Raw genomic sequence first — 16,540 nt, forward strand, 5'->3', positions numbered from 1 at the left:
CAGAGAGCAACAAGAGGGAAGAGGGAGCAAGAAGAGAACCATCATCCACCCCCCCCCCCCCCCCCCCCCCCCCCCCCCCCCCGGCCCGCTGATTGCCGACGGCGGCGCCGCGGCTTAGTTGTCGTCCTCGTCGATCAGGAAGCCGCGCATCGGCGACGGCGCCTGCTGCATCGGCTGCTGACCCTGCGGCCGCACCGGTGCCATCGGCTGGGTCATCGCCGGGGACATCTGCTGCTGACCGCCGTAGGACGGGGCACCCATCGAGGTGTTGCCACCCATGGAGGTGTTACCGCCCATGGACGGGTTGCCGCCCATGCTGTGGCCACCCATGCCCGCACCTGCCGAGGCCATGGACCCGCTCATCGACGGGGCCGCGGGCAGCGACGGGGTGTTGGGGTTGCGCGGGGGGGCCAGCGAGTCGTCCGCCTGGTTCTCCAGCTGACGCAGCTGGCTCTCCAGGTAGGACTTCAGACGCGTGCGGTACTCGCGCTCGAAGCCGCGCAGGTCCTCGACCTTGCGCTCCAGCGTGGCGCGGGCGGACTCCAGGGAGCCCATCGCGACACGGTGCTTCTCCTGCGCGTCCCGCTCCAGGGCGTCGGCCTTGGCGCGGGCGTCCCGCTCCAGACCCTCGGCCCGGCTGCGCGCCTCGCCGACGATCTTGTTGGCCTCGGAACGGGCCTCCGCGATCGCCTGGTCGGCGGTCTGCTGAGCGAGCGACAGCACACGCGCGGCGCTGTCACCGCCCGGTCCCTGACCCGGCTGGGGCAGCTGGGGGCCGGGGCCGCCCATCGGACCGTTCTGGCCCATGGGGTTCTGACCCATGGGGCCGTTCTGGCCCATGCCGTTCTGCCCCATCGGGCCGTTCTGTCCCATGGGGCCGCCCATCGGGCCACCCATCGGACCGTTCTGTCCCATCGGGCCGGGACCGTGCGGGCCCTGGGGACCGTGGCCGTGACCGCCGGGGCCTGCCGGAAGCTGCGGGGCACCGCCCGGCAGCTGCGGCGGGCCGCCCATCTGCTGTTGCTGCGGCACCGGCTGCGGTCCGGATATGGCAGCGGGCACCGGCGCGCCGGGTCGCTGGTCCTGCGGCTCCGGTTTGCGCATTCCCTGCTGCTGGTTCTGCGCGGCGGCACGCGTGGCGGCGGCCAGCTTGGCGCGCAGGTCCTCGTTCTCCCGGAGCAGTCGGGTCAGTTCGGCCTCGACCTCGTCCAGAAAGGCATCGACCTCGTCCTCGTCATAGCCTTCTCGGAGACGGACGGTCGTGAACTGCTTGTTCCGCACGTCCTCGGGGGTCAACGGCATCTCTTCTTCACCTCAACGTAGTCGTCGGCAATCGGCAAGACCGTATCGTTCACAGCCGCGTTCACAGCCGGCTCACGACGGTGATCAGGATGTAGACGATGATCATCAGTACGAAGAAGGACAGGTCGAGCGCCACGCCCCCGAGACGCAGCGGCGGGATGACCCGCCGCAGAAGCTTGAGTGGCGGATCGGTGACAGTGTAGGTGGCCTCAAGGACGACCACCATCGCCTTACCGGGTTGCCATGAGCGTGCGAACTGGAAGACGTAATCCATCACCAGCCGGAAGATGAGTACGAACAGGAAGCAGTACAGCGCGATGTAGATCACCTGTAGTGCGATGCTCATCTCGCGCTTCCCTCTCCCCTTCGTACCCGGCCTGTCGGGCCGTCATTCATCCGGCAATGACCGGTTTTGCGTCTCAGCTCTGATTGAAGAACCCACCCTCTGCGATGCGGGCCTTGTCCTCCGCCGTGACATCGACGTTAGCAGGAGACAGCAGGAACACCTTCTGCGTCACCCGCTCGATGCTGCCGTGGAGTCCGAAGACGAGACCGGCGGCGAAGTCGACCAGCCGCTTCGCGTCCGTGTCGTCCATCTCCGTCAGATTCATGATCACCGGGGTGCCCTCGCGGAAGTGTTCCCCGATGGTACGGGCCTCGTTGTAGGTCCGGGGGTGCAATGTGGTGATGCGGTAGGGCTCCCGCTCGGACACAACCTTGGGCATGATCACCGGTGCGTTCTTCTCCAGAGAGTGGCGTTCGGGTGTGATGGACGCCACGGGGGCGATTCGGGCGGGTCGTCCCGTTTCCGCTACGAGCGGAGCGGGTTCGCGCTGTGCCGGCGGCTGGGCGACTCGAACCGGTTCGTCCGGTTGCGTCTGTTGGGACTGATGCTGCTGCCTGCGTCGGTCGGGCTCCGGCTCGGGCTCGAACTCGTCATCGGGGTCGAACCCCGGGCCGTCGTACCCATCGTCCTCCACGAGGCCGAGGTAGACCGCCATCTTGCGCATCGCGCCGGCCATTCTCTGCGTCCTCCGCTCTGTGGTGGATCGGCTCCGTCAACGGCGCCTTGGATCCACTTGGCCTGCCCGCCTTTTGGTGGGATTGACCATATTTTCTGCTGTGGTCCGACTTCTTGGCGACGTTACCCGAGCCCGGGTCGGACTCCGAGTACCGCCGATCCGACACGTACATGTGTCGCCCCGGCTGCCACGGCGTCATCCAGGTCCGCGCTCATCCCTGCTGACACCATGTTCGCAGCAGGATGGGCCGCGCGCAGGCCCGTTGAGATTTCCATCAGCCGGTCGAATGCCGCCCGGGGCCGTCCCGCGTAAGGGCCGGCGAGCGGAGCGACCGTCATCAGACCGGCGGGGCGCAGCCCTTCGGCGGCCGCGATCGCGTGGGCGAGTTCGGCGACCCCGTCGGGTGCGACACCGCCACGGTCCCCGCGCTCTCCCGACTCGGCGTCAAGAGCCACCTGGATCAGGCAGTCCAGCTCGCGGCCGGCGCGGACGGCGGCCGCGGAGAGGGAGGTGACCAGTCTGATTCGGTCGACAGAGTGCACCACATCGGCATAACTCACCACCGAACGGACCTTGTTCGTCTGCAATTGTCCGACGAAGTGCCAGGTCAGTGGCAGATCCGCGCACTCGGCGGCCTTGGGGGCGGCGTCCTGGTCGCGGTTCTCCGCGACGTGCCGGACCCCCAGCTCCGCGAGCAGGCGCACATCGCTCGCGGGGTAGGTCTTGGTGACCACGACGAGGGTCACGTCTTCACGCTTGCGCCCGGCAGCGGCGCACGCCGCGGAGATACGTTCCTCCACGCGCGCCAGGTTCGCGGCCAGTTCCGTCTTGCGGTCCGTCACAGCTCAGCGTCCAACCAGACATAGCTCGCGAGCCGCCCCGTGGTGTGCTCGCGTCGGTACGAGAAGTGGTCTGCCGACTCCAGCGTGCAAATGTGAGATTGTCCGCTGACATTCACGCCGACTCGGTGCAACTGGGCACAAACCCCCGCGGCGACGTCCACCGCCGGGGTGCCCTTGCGGGTGGTGGCCCAGGCTTCCGGCACGGCCGCGGCGACCTCGGAGCGCATCGCCTCGGGCACCTCATAGCAGAAGCCGCAGACCGAGGGGCCGATGTGGGCGATGATCCGGGCGGGGTCGGCGCCCAGCCCGGTCATCGCCTCGACGACGGCGGGGACGACCCCGGCGACCAGTCCCGGGCGGCCGGCGTGGGCCGCGCCCGCGACCCCGGCGACCGGGTCGGCCAGCAGCACCGGGGTGCAGTCCGCGGTCAGCACGGCGAGGGCGAGGCCCCGACGGGCCGTCACGACCGCGTCGACGGCCGGGATCTCCGCGGTGCCGCTCACGCCCCACGGCCCGTCGACCACGGCCACGTCCCGGCCGTGCACCTGGTTCATCCAGACGACCGCCGCCGGGTCCAGGCCGAGCGACTTGGCCGCCCGCTCCCGGTTGGTCCGCACGGCGGCGGGGTCGTCACCGACCGCGCCGCCCAGGTTGAGCTCGTCATACGGAGCGGCGCTCACCCCGCCCCACCTGTCGGTGAAGGCGAAGTGCGCGCCGCTCGCGTGCTGTTCGGATGTCACTGCGTGTTGATGCCCTATCACTTTGGGCCGCTCACTCGCGGGTCCTACTTGAGGAAGTCCGGGACGTCGAGTTCCTCGGCGGTCGAGTCCTGGTACGGCCGGGCCGGCGGGACCTGCGGGGAGGAGACCGGCGGCGGGGGGACCTCGCCCACCGGCGACGGGTCGGTGGCCGGGGGCTCCTCGGTGCGCGGGGTCACATTGCCGAGACCGCCGAAGGAGGAGCGGACCGGCTCGGCCGGAGTGCTCTGGCGCGGGGCCGCGGCCGACGCGGTGCTCTCCTCGCGGCCGTTGCCGTAGGAGGAGCCGAGCACCTTGTCGCGGCTGCCCTTGGCCGGCGGCTGCCCGCCGTCGAAGCCGGCGGCGATGACCGTGACCCGCACCTCGTCGCCGAGGGCGTCGTCGATGACCGCGCCGAAGATGATGTTGGCCTCGGGGTGGGCGGCCTCGCTCACCAGCTGTGCCGCCTCGTTGATCTCGAAGAGACCGAGGTCGGAGCCGCCGGAGATGGAGAGCAGCACACCGCGGGCGCCGTCGATGGACGCCTCCAGGAGCGGCGAGGAGATCGCCATCTCCGCGGCGGCCACGGCGCGGTCGTCGCCGCGGGCCGAGCCGATGCCCATGAGCGCCGATCCGGCCTCGGACATCACGGACTTGACGTCGGCGAAGTCGAGGTTGATCAGGCCGGGGGTGGTGATGAGGTCGGTGATGCCCTGGACACCCGACAGCAGCACCTGGTCCGCCGACTTGAACGCGTCGAGCACGCTCACCTGACGGTCCGAGATGGACAGGAGCCGGTCATTGGGGATCACGATGAGGGTGTCGACCTCGTCGCGCAGACCCGCGATGCCGTCCTCCGCCTGGTTCGCGCGGCGGCGGCCCTCGAAGGTGAACGGCCGGGTGACCACACCGATCGTCAGGGCGCCCAGCGAGCGGGCGATGTTGGCGACGACGGGGGCGCCACCGGTGCCGGTGCCGCCGCCCTCGCCCGCGGTCACGAAGACCATGTCGGCCCCCTTGAGGACCTCCTCGATCTCCTCGCGGTGGTCCTCGGCCGCCTTGCGGCCGACATCGGGGTTGGCGCCGGCGCCGAGGCCGCGGGTGAGCTCCCGGCCGACGTCGAGCTTGACGTCGGCGTCGCTCATCAGCAGGGCCTGCGCATCGGTATTGATCGCGATGAACTCGACGCCCTTGAGACCGACCTCGATCATCCGGTTGATGGCGTTCACGCCACCGCCGCCGATGCCGACGACCTTGATGACTGCGAGGTAGTTCTGCGGTGCTGCCACGTCGAAGGCCTCTCGCCTCGAGTTACGTATGCCTGGGGGACGGTTCTCAATGCCGACCCGAACCCTCAACGTGAAGTTTAGGGTTACCGGTGCCGCTGTTCGCTGGGGTTCTCCGAACAGGACACTAAGTCGACAAGTGGCGCGTGTTCAACGAACACGCCGAACCTCCCGTTTTTCTTTTCACCCTATGTGATCACCCATAGCCGTAGCCAGTCAGGGTGCTGGCCGACCCTTCGGCCCGTCAACTCCCGGATGCCGCCGGAGCGCTGGGGGCGCTGACATCGAAGTGGTCGGCACCCCGCGCCGCCTTCAGCAATGCCGTGAGCGTACGGGCTTTCGCGTCGCCCCGCTCACCACTCCCCCAGACCACCGTCCGACCGCCCGTCAGATCGAGGGTGATGGAGTCGTACGAGCGTACGTGGATGACGCGGGTGTCCGCGCGCACCGCGGCGGGCAGCGACTCGGCCACGCGCACGCCCTCGCGCTCCAGGCGCCCGGTGCCGAACCGCCGCAGGCTGGGCGAGTCCGCGGCCTCCAGGGACAGCCGCGGGACGCCCTGGGGGGCGTGATCGACTGTGGCGAAGCGCACGCCCGTACCGTCGATCTCGATGAACTTTCCGCCCTTTTCGACGATCGCCCTGGGCTGCCGCTCGACCACTTTCAGGCCGATCGTGCGCGGCCAGGACCGTTCGACGGTGACGGTGTCGATCCTGGGCAGCGCCTCGCGCAGCCGGCCGGCGATGGCGTCGGTGTCCACGGAGATCAGGGGCTCGCCGAGCGGGACCTCGGCGGCCGCGCGTACCTCTTCGGGGGTCAGCACGCGCGCGCCGCTGACGTCCACCCGCGACGCGCGCAGCCAGCTGGAGCCGTAGAGCGCCCAGGCGGCGGCGGAGACGACGAACGTGGCCGCGATCACCCAGAAGAGGATCCTGCGGCGGCGCGGGGGGCGCTCGGCGGCGGGCCGGGAGGGGCCGGACCGCACCGGCCTCCCGCTCTTCGCGTTCTTGCTCTTCGAGCCACCGCGCTGAGCGGTCGTCGGTCCGGCCACGCTCCCCTAGCCTCCTGCTCCTACGGGCCTCAGCCCGCTCTGCGTGCGGCAATCGCCTCGTAGACCATGCCGACCAGCAGCTCGTCGGCGTCGCGGCGCCCGAACTCGGAGGCGGCGCGGGACATCGCGTACAGCCGGTGCGGGTCGGCGAGCACCGGGAGCACCTGGCTCTGCACCCACTCGGGGCTCAGCTCGGCGTCGTCGACCAGCAGGCCGCCGCCCGCCTTGACCACCGGCTGGGCGTTGAGCCGCTGTTCGCCGTTGCCGATGGGCAGCGGGACGTAGGCGGCCGGCAGCCCGACGGCGGACAGCTCGGCGACGGTCATCGCACCCGCGCGGCAGAGCATCATGTCGGCCGCGGCGTACGCGAGATCCATCCGGTCCACGTACGGTACCGGGACGTAGGGCGGCATACCGGGCATGTTGTCCGCGCGCGGCAGGTCGTTCTTCGGGCCGACCGCGTGCAGGATCTGGATGCCGGAGCGCTGGAGCGCCGGGGCGACGGTCTGGATGACCTCGTTCAGCCTGCGGGCGCCCTGCGAACCGCCGGAGACCAGCAGCGTGGGCAGGTTGGGGTCGAGCCCGAAATACGCCCGCGCCTCCGGCCGGGCCGCGCCGCGGTCGAGGGTGGCGATGGTGCGGCGCAGCGGGATGCCCACGTAGCGGGCGTTGCGCAGCTTGCTGTCCGGCGTGGAGACCGCGACGCCGGCCGCGTAGCGCGAGCCGATCTTGTTGGCCAGGCCGGGGCGCGCGTTGGCCTCGTGCACGATGATCGGCACGCCGAGCCGCTTGGCGGCCAGATAGCCGGGCAGCGCCACATAGCCGCCGAAGCCGACCACGCAGTCCGCCTTGGTGCGCTCCAGGATCTGCTCGGCGGCCTTGATCGTGCCGCGCAGCCGCCCGGGGACGGTGATCAGCTCGGGTGTGGGCTTGCGCGGCAGAGGTACGGCGGGGATCAGGCCCAGCTCATAGCCCCGCTCGGGCACGAGCCGGGTCTCCAGACCCCGCTCCGTGCCGAGCGCCGTGATCCCCACGGTCGGGTCCTGCCTGCGCAGGGCGTCCGCGAGGGCGAGCGCGGGCTCGATGTGGCCGGCGGTCCCCCCGCCGGCGAGTACGACATGCACCGAAATTCACCGCTCTCCGGACGGTCGCTTCTTGACGCGCCGTCTCATCGTCTTCCATCTCACCCCAGGCTGCCGCATGGCCAGTGCCGCCCGCGCACCGGGTTCGTCGCGCGCGAAGGCGATCAGCAGTCCGATGGCGAACATGGTCGGCAGCAGGGCGGACCCTCCGTAGGAGAACAGCGGCAGGGGGACACCGGCGATCGGCAGCAGGCCGAGCACCGCACCGATGTTGACCACGGCCTGAGCCATGATCCAGGTGGTCACACCTCCCGCGGCGTACCTCACGAAGGGGTCCTCCGTGCGTCCGGCCACGCGGATACCCGCATAGCCTAGAGCCGCGAAGAGGGCGAGCACGGACAGCGTCCCCGCCAGACCGAGCTCCTCGCCGGTGATGGCGAAGATGAAGTCGGTGTGAGGTTCCGGTAGTTCGCCCCATTTCTCCACGCTCGCACCGAGGCCCGCACCGAACCAGCCGCCGTTGGCCAGCGCGTAGATTCCGTGCACGGCCTGCCAGCACTGGTCGTTGGTGCCGGGGTCGGTCGCGCCGATGCAGGCGAGGCGGGACATGCGATTGGCACTGGTCTTGATGAACAGCACCGCGAGCAGGGCGGTGACGACGAACACCCCGGAGAAGAGCCGGGTGGGGGCGCCCGCGATCCACAGCAGCCCCAGCAGCACCGCGGTGAGGACGACGGTGGTCCCCATGTCACCGCCCAGCATGATGAGCCCGAGCAGCACGAAGGTGACGGGCACCAGGGGCACGAGCAGGTGCTTCCACTGGGTGAGCAGCTTCTTGGCCTGTTTGCGGGCGAGCAGGTCGGCGCCCCACAGCACCAGCGCCAGCTTGGCGAACTCACTGGGCTGTATCTGGAAGGGGCCCCCCAGGGCGATCCAGTTGGTGTTGCCGTTGATGGTCTCGCCGATGCCGGGCACCTGGACCAGGCAGAGCAGGAAGAGCGAGCCGGCGAGCGCGGGGTAGGCGAAGGCCCGCAGCAGTTTCACGGGCATCCGCGCGGCCGCGAGCAGCAGCACGGCGCCGATGGCGGCGGCCAGCAACTGCTTGCGGAAGAAGAAGCTGGGGGGCAGGCCGTTCTGCAGTGCCTTGATCTGGGACGCGGAGTAGACCATCACCAGGCCGAGGACGATGATCAGCAGGGAGCCGCCGAGGACGAGGTAATACGCCGTCAGAGGGCGGTCCCAGGCCCGCTTCGCGCGGCTGTGGAGGGTCCGCAGGCCGCCCAGCAGGGAGCCGCGGGGCGGGCGGGGCCCGCGGGGGCCGCCGGTGCGCCCACGGCCCGCGGCGGGGCGCGGGCGGGCCGTCCCCGCGGTGCGGGAGCGCGCGACGGGGCCGCGCAGGGCCGTCCAGGCGCCGGGCGGCCTCGCGATGTCGTCCGCGTGCATCCGGGTGTCCCCTTCGCTGGTCTCCGGCGCCGCCCGGTCACGCCGCCGGGGCCCGGACCGGCCCAGGGGCCGGTGCCGGGCCGTGGGGACCGTGCGGCTACCGCTCCGTGCCGCGGCCCGGCTCCGGGCCCAGGGCCCGGACCGCCTCGGCGAATGCCTCGCCGCGCTTGTTGTAGTTGACGAACATATCCATCGAGGCGCAGGCCGGGGCCATGAGTACGGTGTCCCCCGGGCCGGCGAGCCGCGCGGCCTCCTGGACCGCCGCGGCCATCGCCCCAGTGTCGGTCCGGTCGAGGTCGACCACCGGGACATCCGGGGCGTGTCGCGCCAGCGCTTGCGCGATCAGGGCCCGGTCGGCGCCGATGAGGACGACGCCGCGCAGCCGCTCGGCGGACCCGGCGACGAGGTCGTCGAAGGTGGCGCCCTTGGCGAGACCGCCCGCGATCCACACGATCGAGTCGTAGGCCGCCAGGGACGCCTGGGCGGCGTGGGTGTTGGTGGCCTTGGAGTCGTCCACGTAGGCGACGCCGTCGACGTCGGCGACATGGGCGATGCGGTGGGCGTCCGGGCGGAAGGCGCGCAGCCCGTCCCGTACGGCCGCGGGCTCGACGCCGAAGGCGCGGGCGAGGGCGGCGGCCGCGAGGGCGTTGGCGATGTTGTGCGGGGCCGCCGGCTTGATGTCGGAGACCTCGGCGAGCTCCTGGGCGTTCTTCTGCCGGTCCGCGACGAAGGCCCGGTCGACGAGGATGCCGTCGACGACGCCGAGCATGGACAGGCCGGGCGGGCCGAGGGTGAAGCCGATGGCGCGGCAGCCCTCCTCGACGTCCGCCTCGAGAACCAGCTGCTCGGTGCGGGGGTCGGCCACGTTGTAGACGCAGGCGATCCGGTTGCCCTCGTAGACGCGGCCCTTGTCGGCGGCGTACGCCTGCATGGAGCCGTGCCAGTCGAGGTGGTCGGGCGCGAGGTTGAGGACGGCCGCGGAGTGGGCGCGCACCGAGGGCGCCCAGTGCAGCTGGTAGCTGGAGAGCTCGACGGCGAGGACGTCGTAGGGCTCCTCCGAGAGCACCACGTCGATGATCGGGGTGCCGATGTTGCCCACGGCGGCGGTGCGCAGGCCGGCGGCCTCCAGGATGGAGGCGAGCATCTGGACGGTCGTGGTCTTGCCGTTGGTGCCGGTGACCGCGAGCCACGGCGCGGCGCCCTCGCCGCGCAGCCGCCAGGCGATCTCGACGTCGCCGACCACGTCGACGCCCGCCTCGGCCGCTGCCGCGAAGAGCGGGCTGTCGGGCTTCCAGCCGGGCGAGGTGACGACCAGCGCGGTGCCCTCGGGCAGGGTGGCGGCGTCCGCGAGGCGGACGGTGATGCCCCGCGCCTCCAGCTCGGCGGCGCGCTCGCGCAGCGCCTCGCTGTCGCCGCCGTCCACGACGGTCACCCGGGCGCCGAGGCCGGCCAGGGCGCGGGCGGCGCTGACGCCGCTCACGCCGAGGCCGGCGACGGTGATGTGCTTGCCGGTCCAGTCCGTGCTGTTCGGGGCGGGGGTCACTTGATGGCCAACCATCCGGCGTAGAAGATTCCGAGTCCGACGGCGACGCACAGGCCCTGGATGATCCAGAACCTGACCACCACAAGGACTTCGCTCCACCCCTTGAGTTCGAAGTGGTGCTGGAGCGGGGCCATGCGGAAGACGCGCTTGCCGGTCATCCGGAAGGAGCCGACCTGGATGACCACGGACATCGTGATGAGGACGAACAGGCCGCCCAGGAGCGCGAGCAGCAGCTCGGTGCGGGAGCAGATCGCCAGACCCGCGAGCGCGCCGCCGAGGGCGAGCGAGCCGGTGTCACCCATGAAGATCTTGGCCGGCGAGGTGTTCCACCACAGGAAGCCGAAGCAGGAGCCCATCAGGGCCGAGGCGACGACGGCCAGGTCGAGCGGGTCGCGCACCTCGTAACAGGCCGCGTCGGCGGTCACCGAGTTGCCGCACCACTGGCCGTGCTGCCAGGTGCCGATGAAGACGTACGCGCCGAAGACCATCACCGAGGCGCCGGTGGCGAGGCCGTCGAGGCCGTCGGTGAGGTTCACGCCGTTCGACATCGCGAGGATCATGAACAGCGCCCACACCACGAAGATGACCGGGCCGATGGACCAGCCGAAGTCCTGGGTGAAGGAGAGCCGGGTGGAGGCCGGGGTCTGCCCGCGGGTGTCGGCGAACTGGAGCGCCAGTACGGCGAAGGCGATGCCGACGATCAGCTGGCCGGCCATCTTCGCCTTGGCGCGCAGGCCCAGGCTCCGCTGCTTGACGATCTTGATGTAGTCGTCGAGGAAGCCGACGAGGCCCATGCCCGCCGTCAGGAACAGCACCAGCAGGCCCGACGTCGTCGGCTCCTTGCTGGTGATGACCTTGGTGACGGCGTACGCGATGAGCGTGGCCAGGATGAAGGCGATGCCACCCATGGTGGGCGTGCCCTTCTTCCCGGCGTGGCCGCGCGGGCCGTCGTCACGGATGAACTGGCCGTAGCCCTTGCGCGCCAGGAACTTGATCAGCAGCGGGGTGCCGACCAGGGTCAGGAAGAGACCGATGACACCCGCGAAGAGGATCTGGTTCATCAGCGGGCACCCTCGCCCTCGCCGGCGAGCAGCGCCGCGGCGACCCGCTCCAGCCCCGCCGACCTGGACGCCTTCAACAGCACGACGTCACCCGGTCGCAGCTCGCTGCGCAACAGGTCGACCGCCGCCTGCGCGTCGGACACGTGCACCGACTCCTCACCCCACGAACCCTCGTTATAGGCGCCCATCTGCAGCCAGGCCGCTTCCCTGCCCCCGACTGCCACGAGCTTGCTGACGTTGAGCCGGACGGCGAGCCGTCCGACCGCGTCGTGCTCGGCGAGCGCGTCGTCACCGAGCTCGGCCATCTGACCGAGCACGGCCCACGTGCGGCCCCCCTTCGCCGTGGCGGCCTGTCCCATGGCGGCCAGCGCGCGCAGCGCGGCTCGCATGGATTCGGGGTTCGCGTTGTAGGCGTCGTTGACGATCGTCACGCCGTCCGCACGCTCGGTGACCTCCATCCGCCAGCGGGAGAGCTGGCCGGCCTCGGAAAGCGCGGTGGCGATCCGGTGCGCGGGCATGCCCAGCTCATGGGCGACGGCGGCGGCGGCGAGCGCGTTCGACACGTGGTGCTCACCGTACAGCCGCATGGTCACGTCCCCGCACCCGGTGGGTGTGTGAAGCGTGAAGGCGGGCTGTCCGGTCGCTGTGAGGCGGACGTTCTCGGCGCGCACGTCGGCGTCGGCGGACTCGCCGAAGAGGACCGTGCGTGCCTTGGTGCGGCTGCTCATGGCGCGCACGAGCGGGTCGTCGGCGTTGAGCACGGCGACGCCGCCCTCCGCGGCCGGCGGCAGCACCTCGACCAGCTCGCCCTTGGCCTGGGCGATCTGCTCCCGGCCGCCGAACTCGCCGATGTGGGCGGTGCCGACGTTGAGGACGAGGCCGATGCGCGGCGGGGTGAGCTCGGCGAGGTAGCGGATGTGGCCGATGCCGCGGGCGCCCATCTCCAGCACGAGGTGGCGGGTGTCCGCGTCCGCGCGCAGCGCGGTGAGGGGCAGGCCGATCTCGTTGTTGAAGTTGCCGGGCGGGCCGACGGTGGGGCCGAGGCGCTCCAGGAGCTGCGCGATGAGGTCCTTGGTGCTGGTCTTGCCCGCGGAGCCGGTGAGGGCGACGACGGTGGCGTCGAGCCGCTCCACGACGGCGCGCGCGAGCGTGCCCAGGGCGGCCACCACGTCGTCGACGACGATGGCGGGGACGCCGACGGGGCGGGCGGCCAGGACGGCCGCCGCGCCCGCGGCGACCGCGCGCTCGGCGTAGTCGTGGCCGTCGACGTTGTCGCCGGGCAGGGCGGCGAAGAGGCTGCCGGGGCGTACCTCACGGGAGTCGATCACGACCGGACCGTCGGCCGTGCGGCCCGGGTCCGGTATGTCGTGCTGCTGCCCGCCGACAATGGCGGCGATCTCGGCGAGGGACAGAGCGATCACTGGGAATTACCTCCGTCCGTTCGGGAGTGCTGCCGGGGGGAGGGTTGTGCGCGCATGGCGGTCTGTCATCCCTGGTCGTTCCGGTGCGTGGGGGCCGCGTCGCGGCGCTCGATGGCCTCGCGCAGCACCAGGCGGTCGTCGAAGGGCCGGACGACTCCGGCGATGTCCTGGCCCTGTTCGTGACCCTTGCCCAGGACGACGACGGTGTCGCCGGGTTCGGCGCGGGCGACCGCGGCCGCGATGGCGTCGGCGCGCTCCTCCGCGAGGAGGACCGTGCCGCGCTCGTGGGCGGGCACCTCGGCGGCGCCCGCGAGCATGGTGGCGAGGATCGCGAGGGGATCCTCGGAGCGGGGGTTGTCCGAGGTCAGCACGGCGGTGTCGGCGAGCCGGGCCAGCGCGGCGCCCATGGGGGCGCGCTTGGTGGTGTCGCGGTCGCCGCCGCAGCCGAGCACGGCGTGGATCCGGCCGGTGCCGACCTTGCGCAGGGCGCGGAGAACCGATTCGACGGCGTCCGTCTTGTGCGCGTAGTCGACGACGGCCAGATAGGGCTGGCCCGCGTCGACGCGCTCCAGGCGGCCGGGGACGCCGGGCACGGCGGCGACGCCGTCGGCGGCGGCCTGCGGGTCGACCCCGGCGACGACGAGGGCGGTGACGGCGGCGAGGGCGTTGGCGACGTTGAACGGGCCGGCCAGCGGGGACCGGGCCCGTACGGACTCGCCGTTCGGCCCGAGGATGGTGAAGGCCGAGTCGAAGGCGCCGATCTCGACGTCCGCGGCGCGCCAGTCGGCGTCGGGGTGGCCTTCGGCGGAGAAGGTGACCACGGGCACCTCGGAGGCGCCCTCGGCGAGGCGGCGGCCGTACTCGTCGTCGAGGTTGACGACGCCGGCGCGGCTGCGGGCCTTGGTGAAGAGCTCCGCCTTGGCCTGGAAGTAGTCCTCCATGCCGGAGTGGAACTCCATGTGCTCCGGGCTGAGGTTGTTGAAGACCGCGACGTCGAAGACGCAGCCGTCGACCCGGCCGAGCACCAGGGCGTGGCTGGAGACCTCCATGGCGACCGAGCGGACGCCGCGCTCGCGCATCACCGCGAAGAGCGCCTGGAGGTCGGTGGCCTCGGGCGTGGTGCGCTCGGACTTGATGCGCTCGTCACCGATGCGGGACTCCACCGTGCCGATGAGGCCGGTGAGACCGCCGAGGGCCTTGAGGCCGCCCTCGATGAGGTACGCGGTGGTGGTCTTGCCGGAGGTGCCGGTGATGCCGATCTGGAGCAGATCGTGGCCCGGCTGCCCGTAGATCGTCGCCGCGAGCTCACCCATCCGGCCGCGCGGGTCGTCGACGGTGAGGACGGGCAGGCCGGTGGCGGCGGCGCGCTCGGCGCCCGCCGGGTCGGTCAGCACGGCCGCCGCGCCGAGGCCGGCGGCCTGGGCGGCGAAGTCCGCGCCGTGGAAGCGGGAGCCGGGCAGGGCGGCGTAGACGTCGCCCTGGCGCACGGCCCGCGAGTCGTGGGTGATGCCGGTGACGGCCGCGCCGGGCGCCTCGGGAGCGGGAATGCCCAGCTGACCGGCCAGCTCCGCGAGGGGCACGGGGCGGACCTGGGTCGGGCGGGGCGCTCCCGGCTGTACGGGCTGTACGGCGGGGGCGTCCTGGGGGCTGGTGTGGGACTGATCAGCGTGGGGCACGGCGGTGAGCGTACCGGGCGCACCCGCCCCGTCGCGAAGCGAGGGGCGTACCGCGCCGCGGTTCCCGTGATCCATGGTGATCGTCGTCACGCCTGGCTCCGGGTCACTGGCCGTCGTAGCTCACCGGCAGCCGCGGGGGCTCGGTGCCGGACGGCGGTACCTGGAGGGTCTTGAGCGCGAACTCCATCACCTGCTTGTAGACGGGACCGCAGATCTGGCCGCCGAAGTAACTGCCCTTGGTGGGGTTCTGGATGGCGCAGTAGACGGTGATCCGGGGCTGGTCGGCGGGGGCGAAGCCGGCGAAGGACGCGGTGTAGCCGTGGTAGCGGCCAGTCCGCGGATCCACCCGGTTGGACGTGCCGGTCTTGCCCGCGACGCGGTAGCCGGGGATCTTCGCCTTGGTGCCGGTGCCCTCCCGGTCGTCGACGACGGACTCCAGCATGGTCGTCAGCTCCCGGGCGGTCTTCGCGCTGACGACGCGGGTCCGGTCCGGCGCCGGGGCGGGGGTGAAGCGGCCGTCGGGGCCCTTGGTGCCGCGGACGAGGGTGGGCTGCACGCGCTGCCCGCCGGCCGCGATCGTGGAGTAGACGGAGGCGGCCTGGACGGCGTTCAGGGACAGGCCCTGGCCGAACGGGATCGTGTACTGCTGGGACTCGCTCCACTTGCCGGGCTTCGCCAGGATGCCCGGGGTCTCGCCGGGGAAGCCGAGCCCCGTGGGCGCCCCGATGCCGAACTTCCGCAGGTAGGAGTCGAGCACCTCATTGGCCTGCGCCTGGGTGGTGCCGAGCCGCTCGGAGGCGAGGATCGTGCCGATGTTGCTGGACTTGGCGAGCACGCCGTTGAGCGTGAGGTGCCAGGTGGCGTGGTCGATGTCGTCGGCGAAGGACCGGTCGGCGCGCAGCAGCCGGTTGGGCACCTCCACCCGGGTGTCCGGGGTGGCCTTGCCCTCCTCCAGGACGGCCGCCATGGTCATCACCTTGCTGACGCTGCCCGGTTCGTAGGCGTCCTGGAGGGCGGCGTTGCCGAGGGCGGCGCGGTCGGCGTGGGCGAGGTCGTTGGGGTCGTAGCCGGGGGCGTTGGCCATCGCCAGGATCTCGCCGGTGCGGGTGTCCTGGACGACGACGTAGCCGCGGTCCGCCTGCGACTCCTGCACCTGCTGGGTGATGGCGTTCTGCGCCGCCCACTGGATGTCCCGGTCGATGGTCAGCTCGATGTCGGAGCCGGGCACGGCGGGCTGTTCCTTGACGTCGCCGGTGGGCACCTGGCGGCCGCCGGACTGGGCGTAGACGAGCTTGCCGTCGCGGCCCGCGAGCTCCTTGTCGAGCTGCGCCTCGATGCCGCCGCCGCCCCGGCCCCCGGCGTTGACGAAGCCCAGTATCCCGGCGGCGAGGGTGCCGTTGGGATAGACGCGCTTGCTGTGGGGTTCGCGGTTGATGCCCGCGAGGACGTCGGCGCCCTTCTTCTTCGCCGCCTGCTGCGCGGAGGTCTTCTTCAGCTCCTTGATCCGGTTCCAGACCTGGGGGCTCTGCTGGCGGGCGAGGACGACGTACTTCGAGCGGGGGTTGGCGGTGAGCTTCTGCTCCAGGACCGCGGGGCGCTCGTCGAGGACCGGGGCGAGCAGGCCCGCGGCCTTCCGGGCGGCGCCGTCGGCCTTGATCCGCTCGGGGGTCAGCAGGTCGGGCGCGGCGGTGATGTCGTACGCGTCGACGGTGGTGGCCAGGTCCACGCCGGTGCGGTCGGTGATGGCACCGCGCTCGGCCGCCAGGGTGACGGGGATGTAGCGATTGACGTTGGCGCGGGCCGCGTACGCGCTCGCGTCGACGGCCTGCACCTGCAGGAGCCGCACGGTGAAGGCGAGCAGGACGAGGGTGAGTCCGAAGCCGACCAGTCGCAGCCGGGGGCGCGGGCTGCCGAGCCGCAGCGACTGCGTACCGGCGCGGGGGCGGGGCGGCCGGGCGGCGGGCCGCGCGGGGCCGGGCACGCTCCGGCGGGCGGCACCGGACTGCCGGGGCGGTCTGGGGTTCTTGGGGGCGGTCATGACGCACCGGCCACGGCTTCGGCCCGCGCCGGCTGC

Annotated in this window: 14 protein-coding genes; all 14 read right to left on the reverse strand. The window is 71.8% G+C overall.

Going from position 1 to position 16,540, the window contains the following annotated elements; translation table 11 throughout:
• Window positions 1-114: 114 nt before the first annotated feature.
• The 14 genes from ACZ4A5_RS00775 to ACZ4A5_RS00840 all read right to left on the reverse strand — a co-directional run bounded on the left by ACZ4A5_RS00775 (window position 115) and on the right by ACZ4A5_RS00840 (window position 16,504).
• Window positions 115-1,302 carry a DivIVA domain-containing protein gene (locus tag ACZ4A5_RS00775; RefSeq protein ID WP_398867235.1) on the reverse strand — a complete coding sequence of 396 codons (1,188 nt, stop codon included), beginning with the start codon at window positions 1,300-1,302 and terminating at the stop codon, window positions 115-117.
• 61 nt (window positions 1,303-1,363) lie between these two features.
• Window positions 1,364-1,648, reverse strand: coding sequence for a YggT family protein (locus ACZ4A5_RS00780; RefSeq protein ID WP_361533925.1), 285 nt, complete (start codon window positions 1,646-1,648; stop codon window positions 1,364-1,366).
• A gap of 73 nt (window positions 1,649-1,721) precedes the next feature.
• Window positions 1,722-2,324 (reverse strand): cell division protein SepF, encoded by a 603-nt coding sequence (locus tag ACZ4A5_RS00785; RefSeq protein ID WP_087928499.1) that lies wholly within the window; start codon window positions 2,322-2,324, stop codon window positions 1,722-1,724.
• Between the two features lie 122 nt (window positions 2,325-2,446).
• The gene (locus tag ACZ4A5_RS00790; protein WP_467576632.1) at window positions 2,447-3,166 is read right to left on the reverse strand and encodes a YggS family pyridoxal phosphate-dependent enzyme; all 720 of its coding nucleotides are present in this window, start codon (window positions 3,164-3,166) and stop codon (window positions 2,447-2,449) included.
• A complete protein-coding gene (gene pgeF, locus ACZ4A5_RS00795) occupies window positions 3,163-3,927 on the reverse strand; it encodes a peptidoglycan editing factor PgeF (protein ID WP_467576636.1) in 765 nt (254 codons plus the stop codon). Before pgeF ends, ACZ4A5_RS00790 begins: the two co-directional genes overlap by 4 nt.
• Window positions 3,928-3,950: 23 nt before the next feature.
• Window positions 3,951-5,192, reverse strand: coding sequence for a cell division protein FtsZ (gene ftsZ / locus ACZ4A5_RS00800; protein ID WP_467576639.1), 1,242 nt, complete (start codon window positions 5,190-5,192; stop codon window positions 3,951-3,953).
• Between the two features lie 241 nt (window positions 5,193-5,433).
• Window positions 5,434-6,240 carry a cell division protein FtsQ/DivIB gene (locus ACZ4A5_RS00805; protein ID WP_467576642.1) on the reverse strand — a complete coding sequence of 269 codons (807 nt, stop codon included), beginning with the start codon at window positions 6,238-6,240 and terminating at the stop codon, window positions 5,434-5,436.
• Window positions 6,241-6,269: 29 nt separating this feature from the next.
• Complete coding sequence (gene murG, locus ACZ4A5_RS00810; RefSeq protein ID WP_398867240.1) at window positions 6,270-7,364, reverse strand: undecaprenyldiphospho-muramoylpentapeptide beta-N-acetylglucosaminyltransferase; 1,095 nt, start codon at window positions 7,362-7,364, stop codon at window positions 6,270-6,272.
• 6 nt (window positions 7,365-7,370) lie between these two features.
• Window positions 7,371-8,765 (reverse strand): putative lipid II flippase FtsW, encoded by a 1,395-nt coding sequence (gene ftsW, locus ACZ4A5_RS00815; RefSeq protein ID WP_467576645.1) that lies wholly within the window; start codon window positions 8,763-8,765, stop codon window positions 7,371-7,373.
• Window positions 8,766-8,862: 97 nt separating this feature from the next.
• A complete protein-coding gene (murD, locus tag ACZ4A5_RS00820; RefSeq protein WP_467576648.1) occupies window positions 8,863-10,308 on the reverse strand; it encodes a UDP-N-acetylmuramoyl-L-alanine--D-glutamate ligase in 1,446 nt (481 codons plus the stop codon).
• Window positions 10,305-11,369: a phospho-N-acetylmuramoyl-pentapeptide-transferase gene (mraY, locus tag ACZ4A5_RS00825; RefSeq protein ID WP_361527074.1), complete on the reverse strand. Its 1,065-nt coding sequence runs from the start codon at window positions 11,367-11,369 to the stop codon at window positions 10,305-10,307. The genes murD and mraY overlap by 4 nt, the downstream gene beginning before the upstream one ends.
• Complete coding sequence (locus ACZ4A5_RS00830; RefSeq protein WP_467576652.1) at window positions 11,369-12,790, reverse strand: UDP-N-acetylmuramoyl-tripeptide--D-alanyl-D-alanine ligase; 1,422 nt, start codon at window positions 12,788-12,790, stop codon at window positions 11,369-11,371. Before ACZ4A5_RS00830 ends, mraY begins: the two co-directional genes overlap by 1 nt.
• 65 nt (window positions 12,791-12,855) lie before the next feature.
• On the reverse strand, window positions 12,856-14,556 hold the full coding sequence (locus ACZ4A5_RS00835) for a UDP-N-acetylmuramoyl-L-alanyl-D-glutamate--2,6-diaminopimelate ligase (RefSeq protein WP_467576655.1): 1,701 nt from the start codon (window positions 14,554-14,556) through the stop codon (window positions 12,856-12,858).
• 13 nt (window positions 14,557-14,569) lie between these two features.
• The gene (locus ACZ4A5_RS00840; protein ID WP_467576657.1) at window positions 14,570-16,504 is read right to left on the reverse strand and encodes a peptidoglycan D,D-transpeptidase FtsI family protein; all 1,935 of its coding nucleotides are present in this window, start codon (window positions 16,502-16,504) and stop codon (window positions 14,570-14,572) included.
• Between the last annotated feature and the right edge of the window lie 36 nt (window positions 16,505-16,540).

The organism is Streptomyces sp. NPDC025618 (assembly GCF_055558795.1).

Coding starts and splice junctions, on each gene's coding strand:
- ACZ4A5_RS00775 (WP_398867235.1), bottom strand. CDS start 1,302: ATGCCGTTGACCCCCGAGGACGTGCGGAACAAGCAGTTCACGACCGTC.
- ACZ4A5_RS00780 (WP_361533925.1), bottom strand. CDS start 1,648: ATGAGCATCGCACTACAGGTGATCTACATCGCGCTGTACTGCTTCCTG.
- ACZ4A5_RS00785 (WP_087928499.1), bottom strand. CDS start 2,324: ATGGCCGGCGCGATGCGCAAGATGGCGGTCTACCTCGGCCTCGTGGAG.
- ftsW (WP_467576645.1), bottom strand. CDS start 8,765: ATGCACGCGGACGACATCGCGAGGCCGCCCGGCGCCTGGACGGCCCTG.
- mraY (WP_361527074.1), bottom strand. CDS start 11,369: ATGAACCAGATCCTCTTCGCGGGTGTCATCGGTCTCTTCCTGACCCTG.
- ACZ4A5_RS00840 (WP_467576657.1), bottom strand. CDS start 16,504: ATGACCGCCCCCAAGAACCCCAGACCGCCCCGGCAGTCCGGTGCCGCC.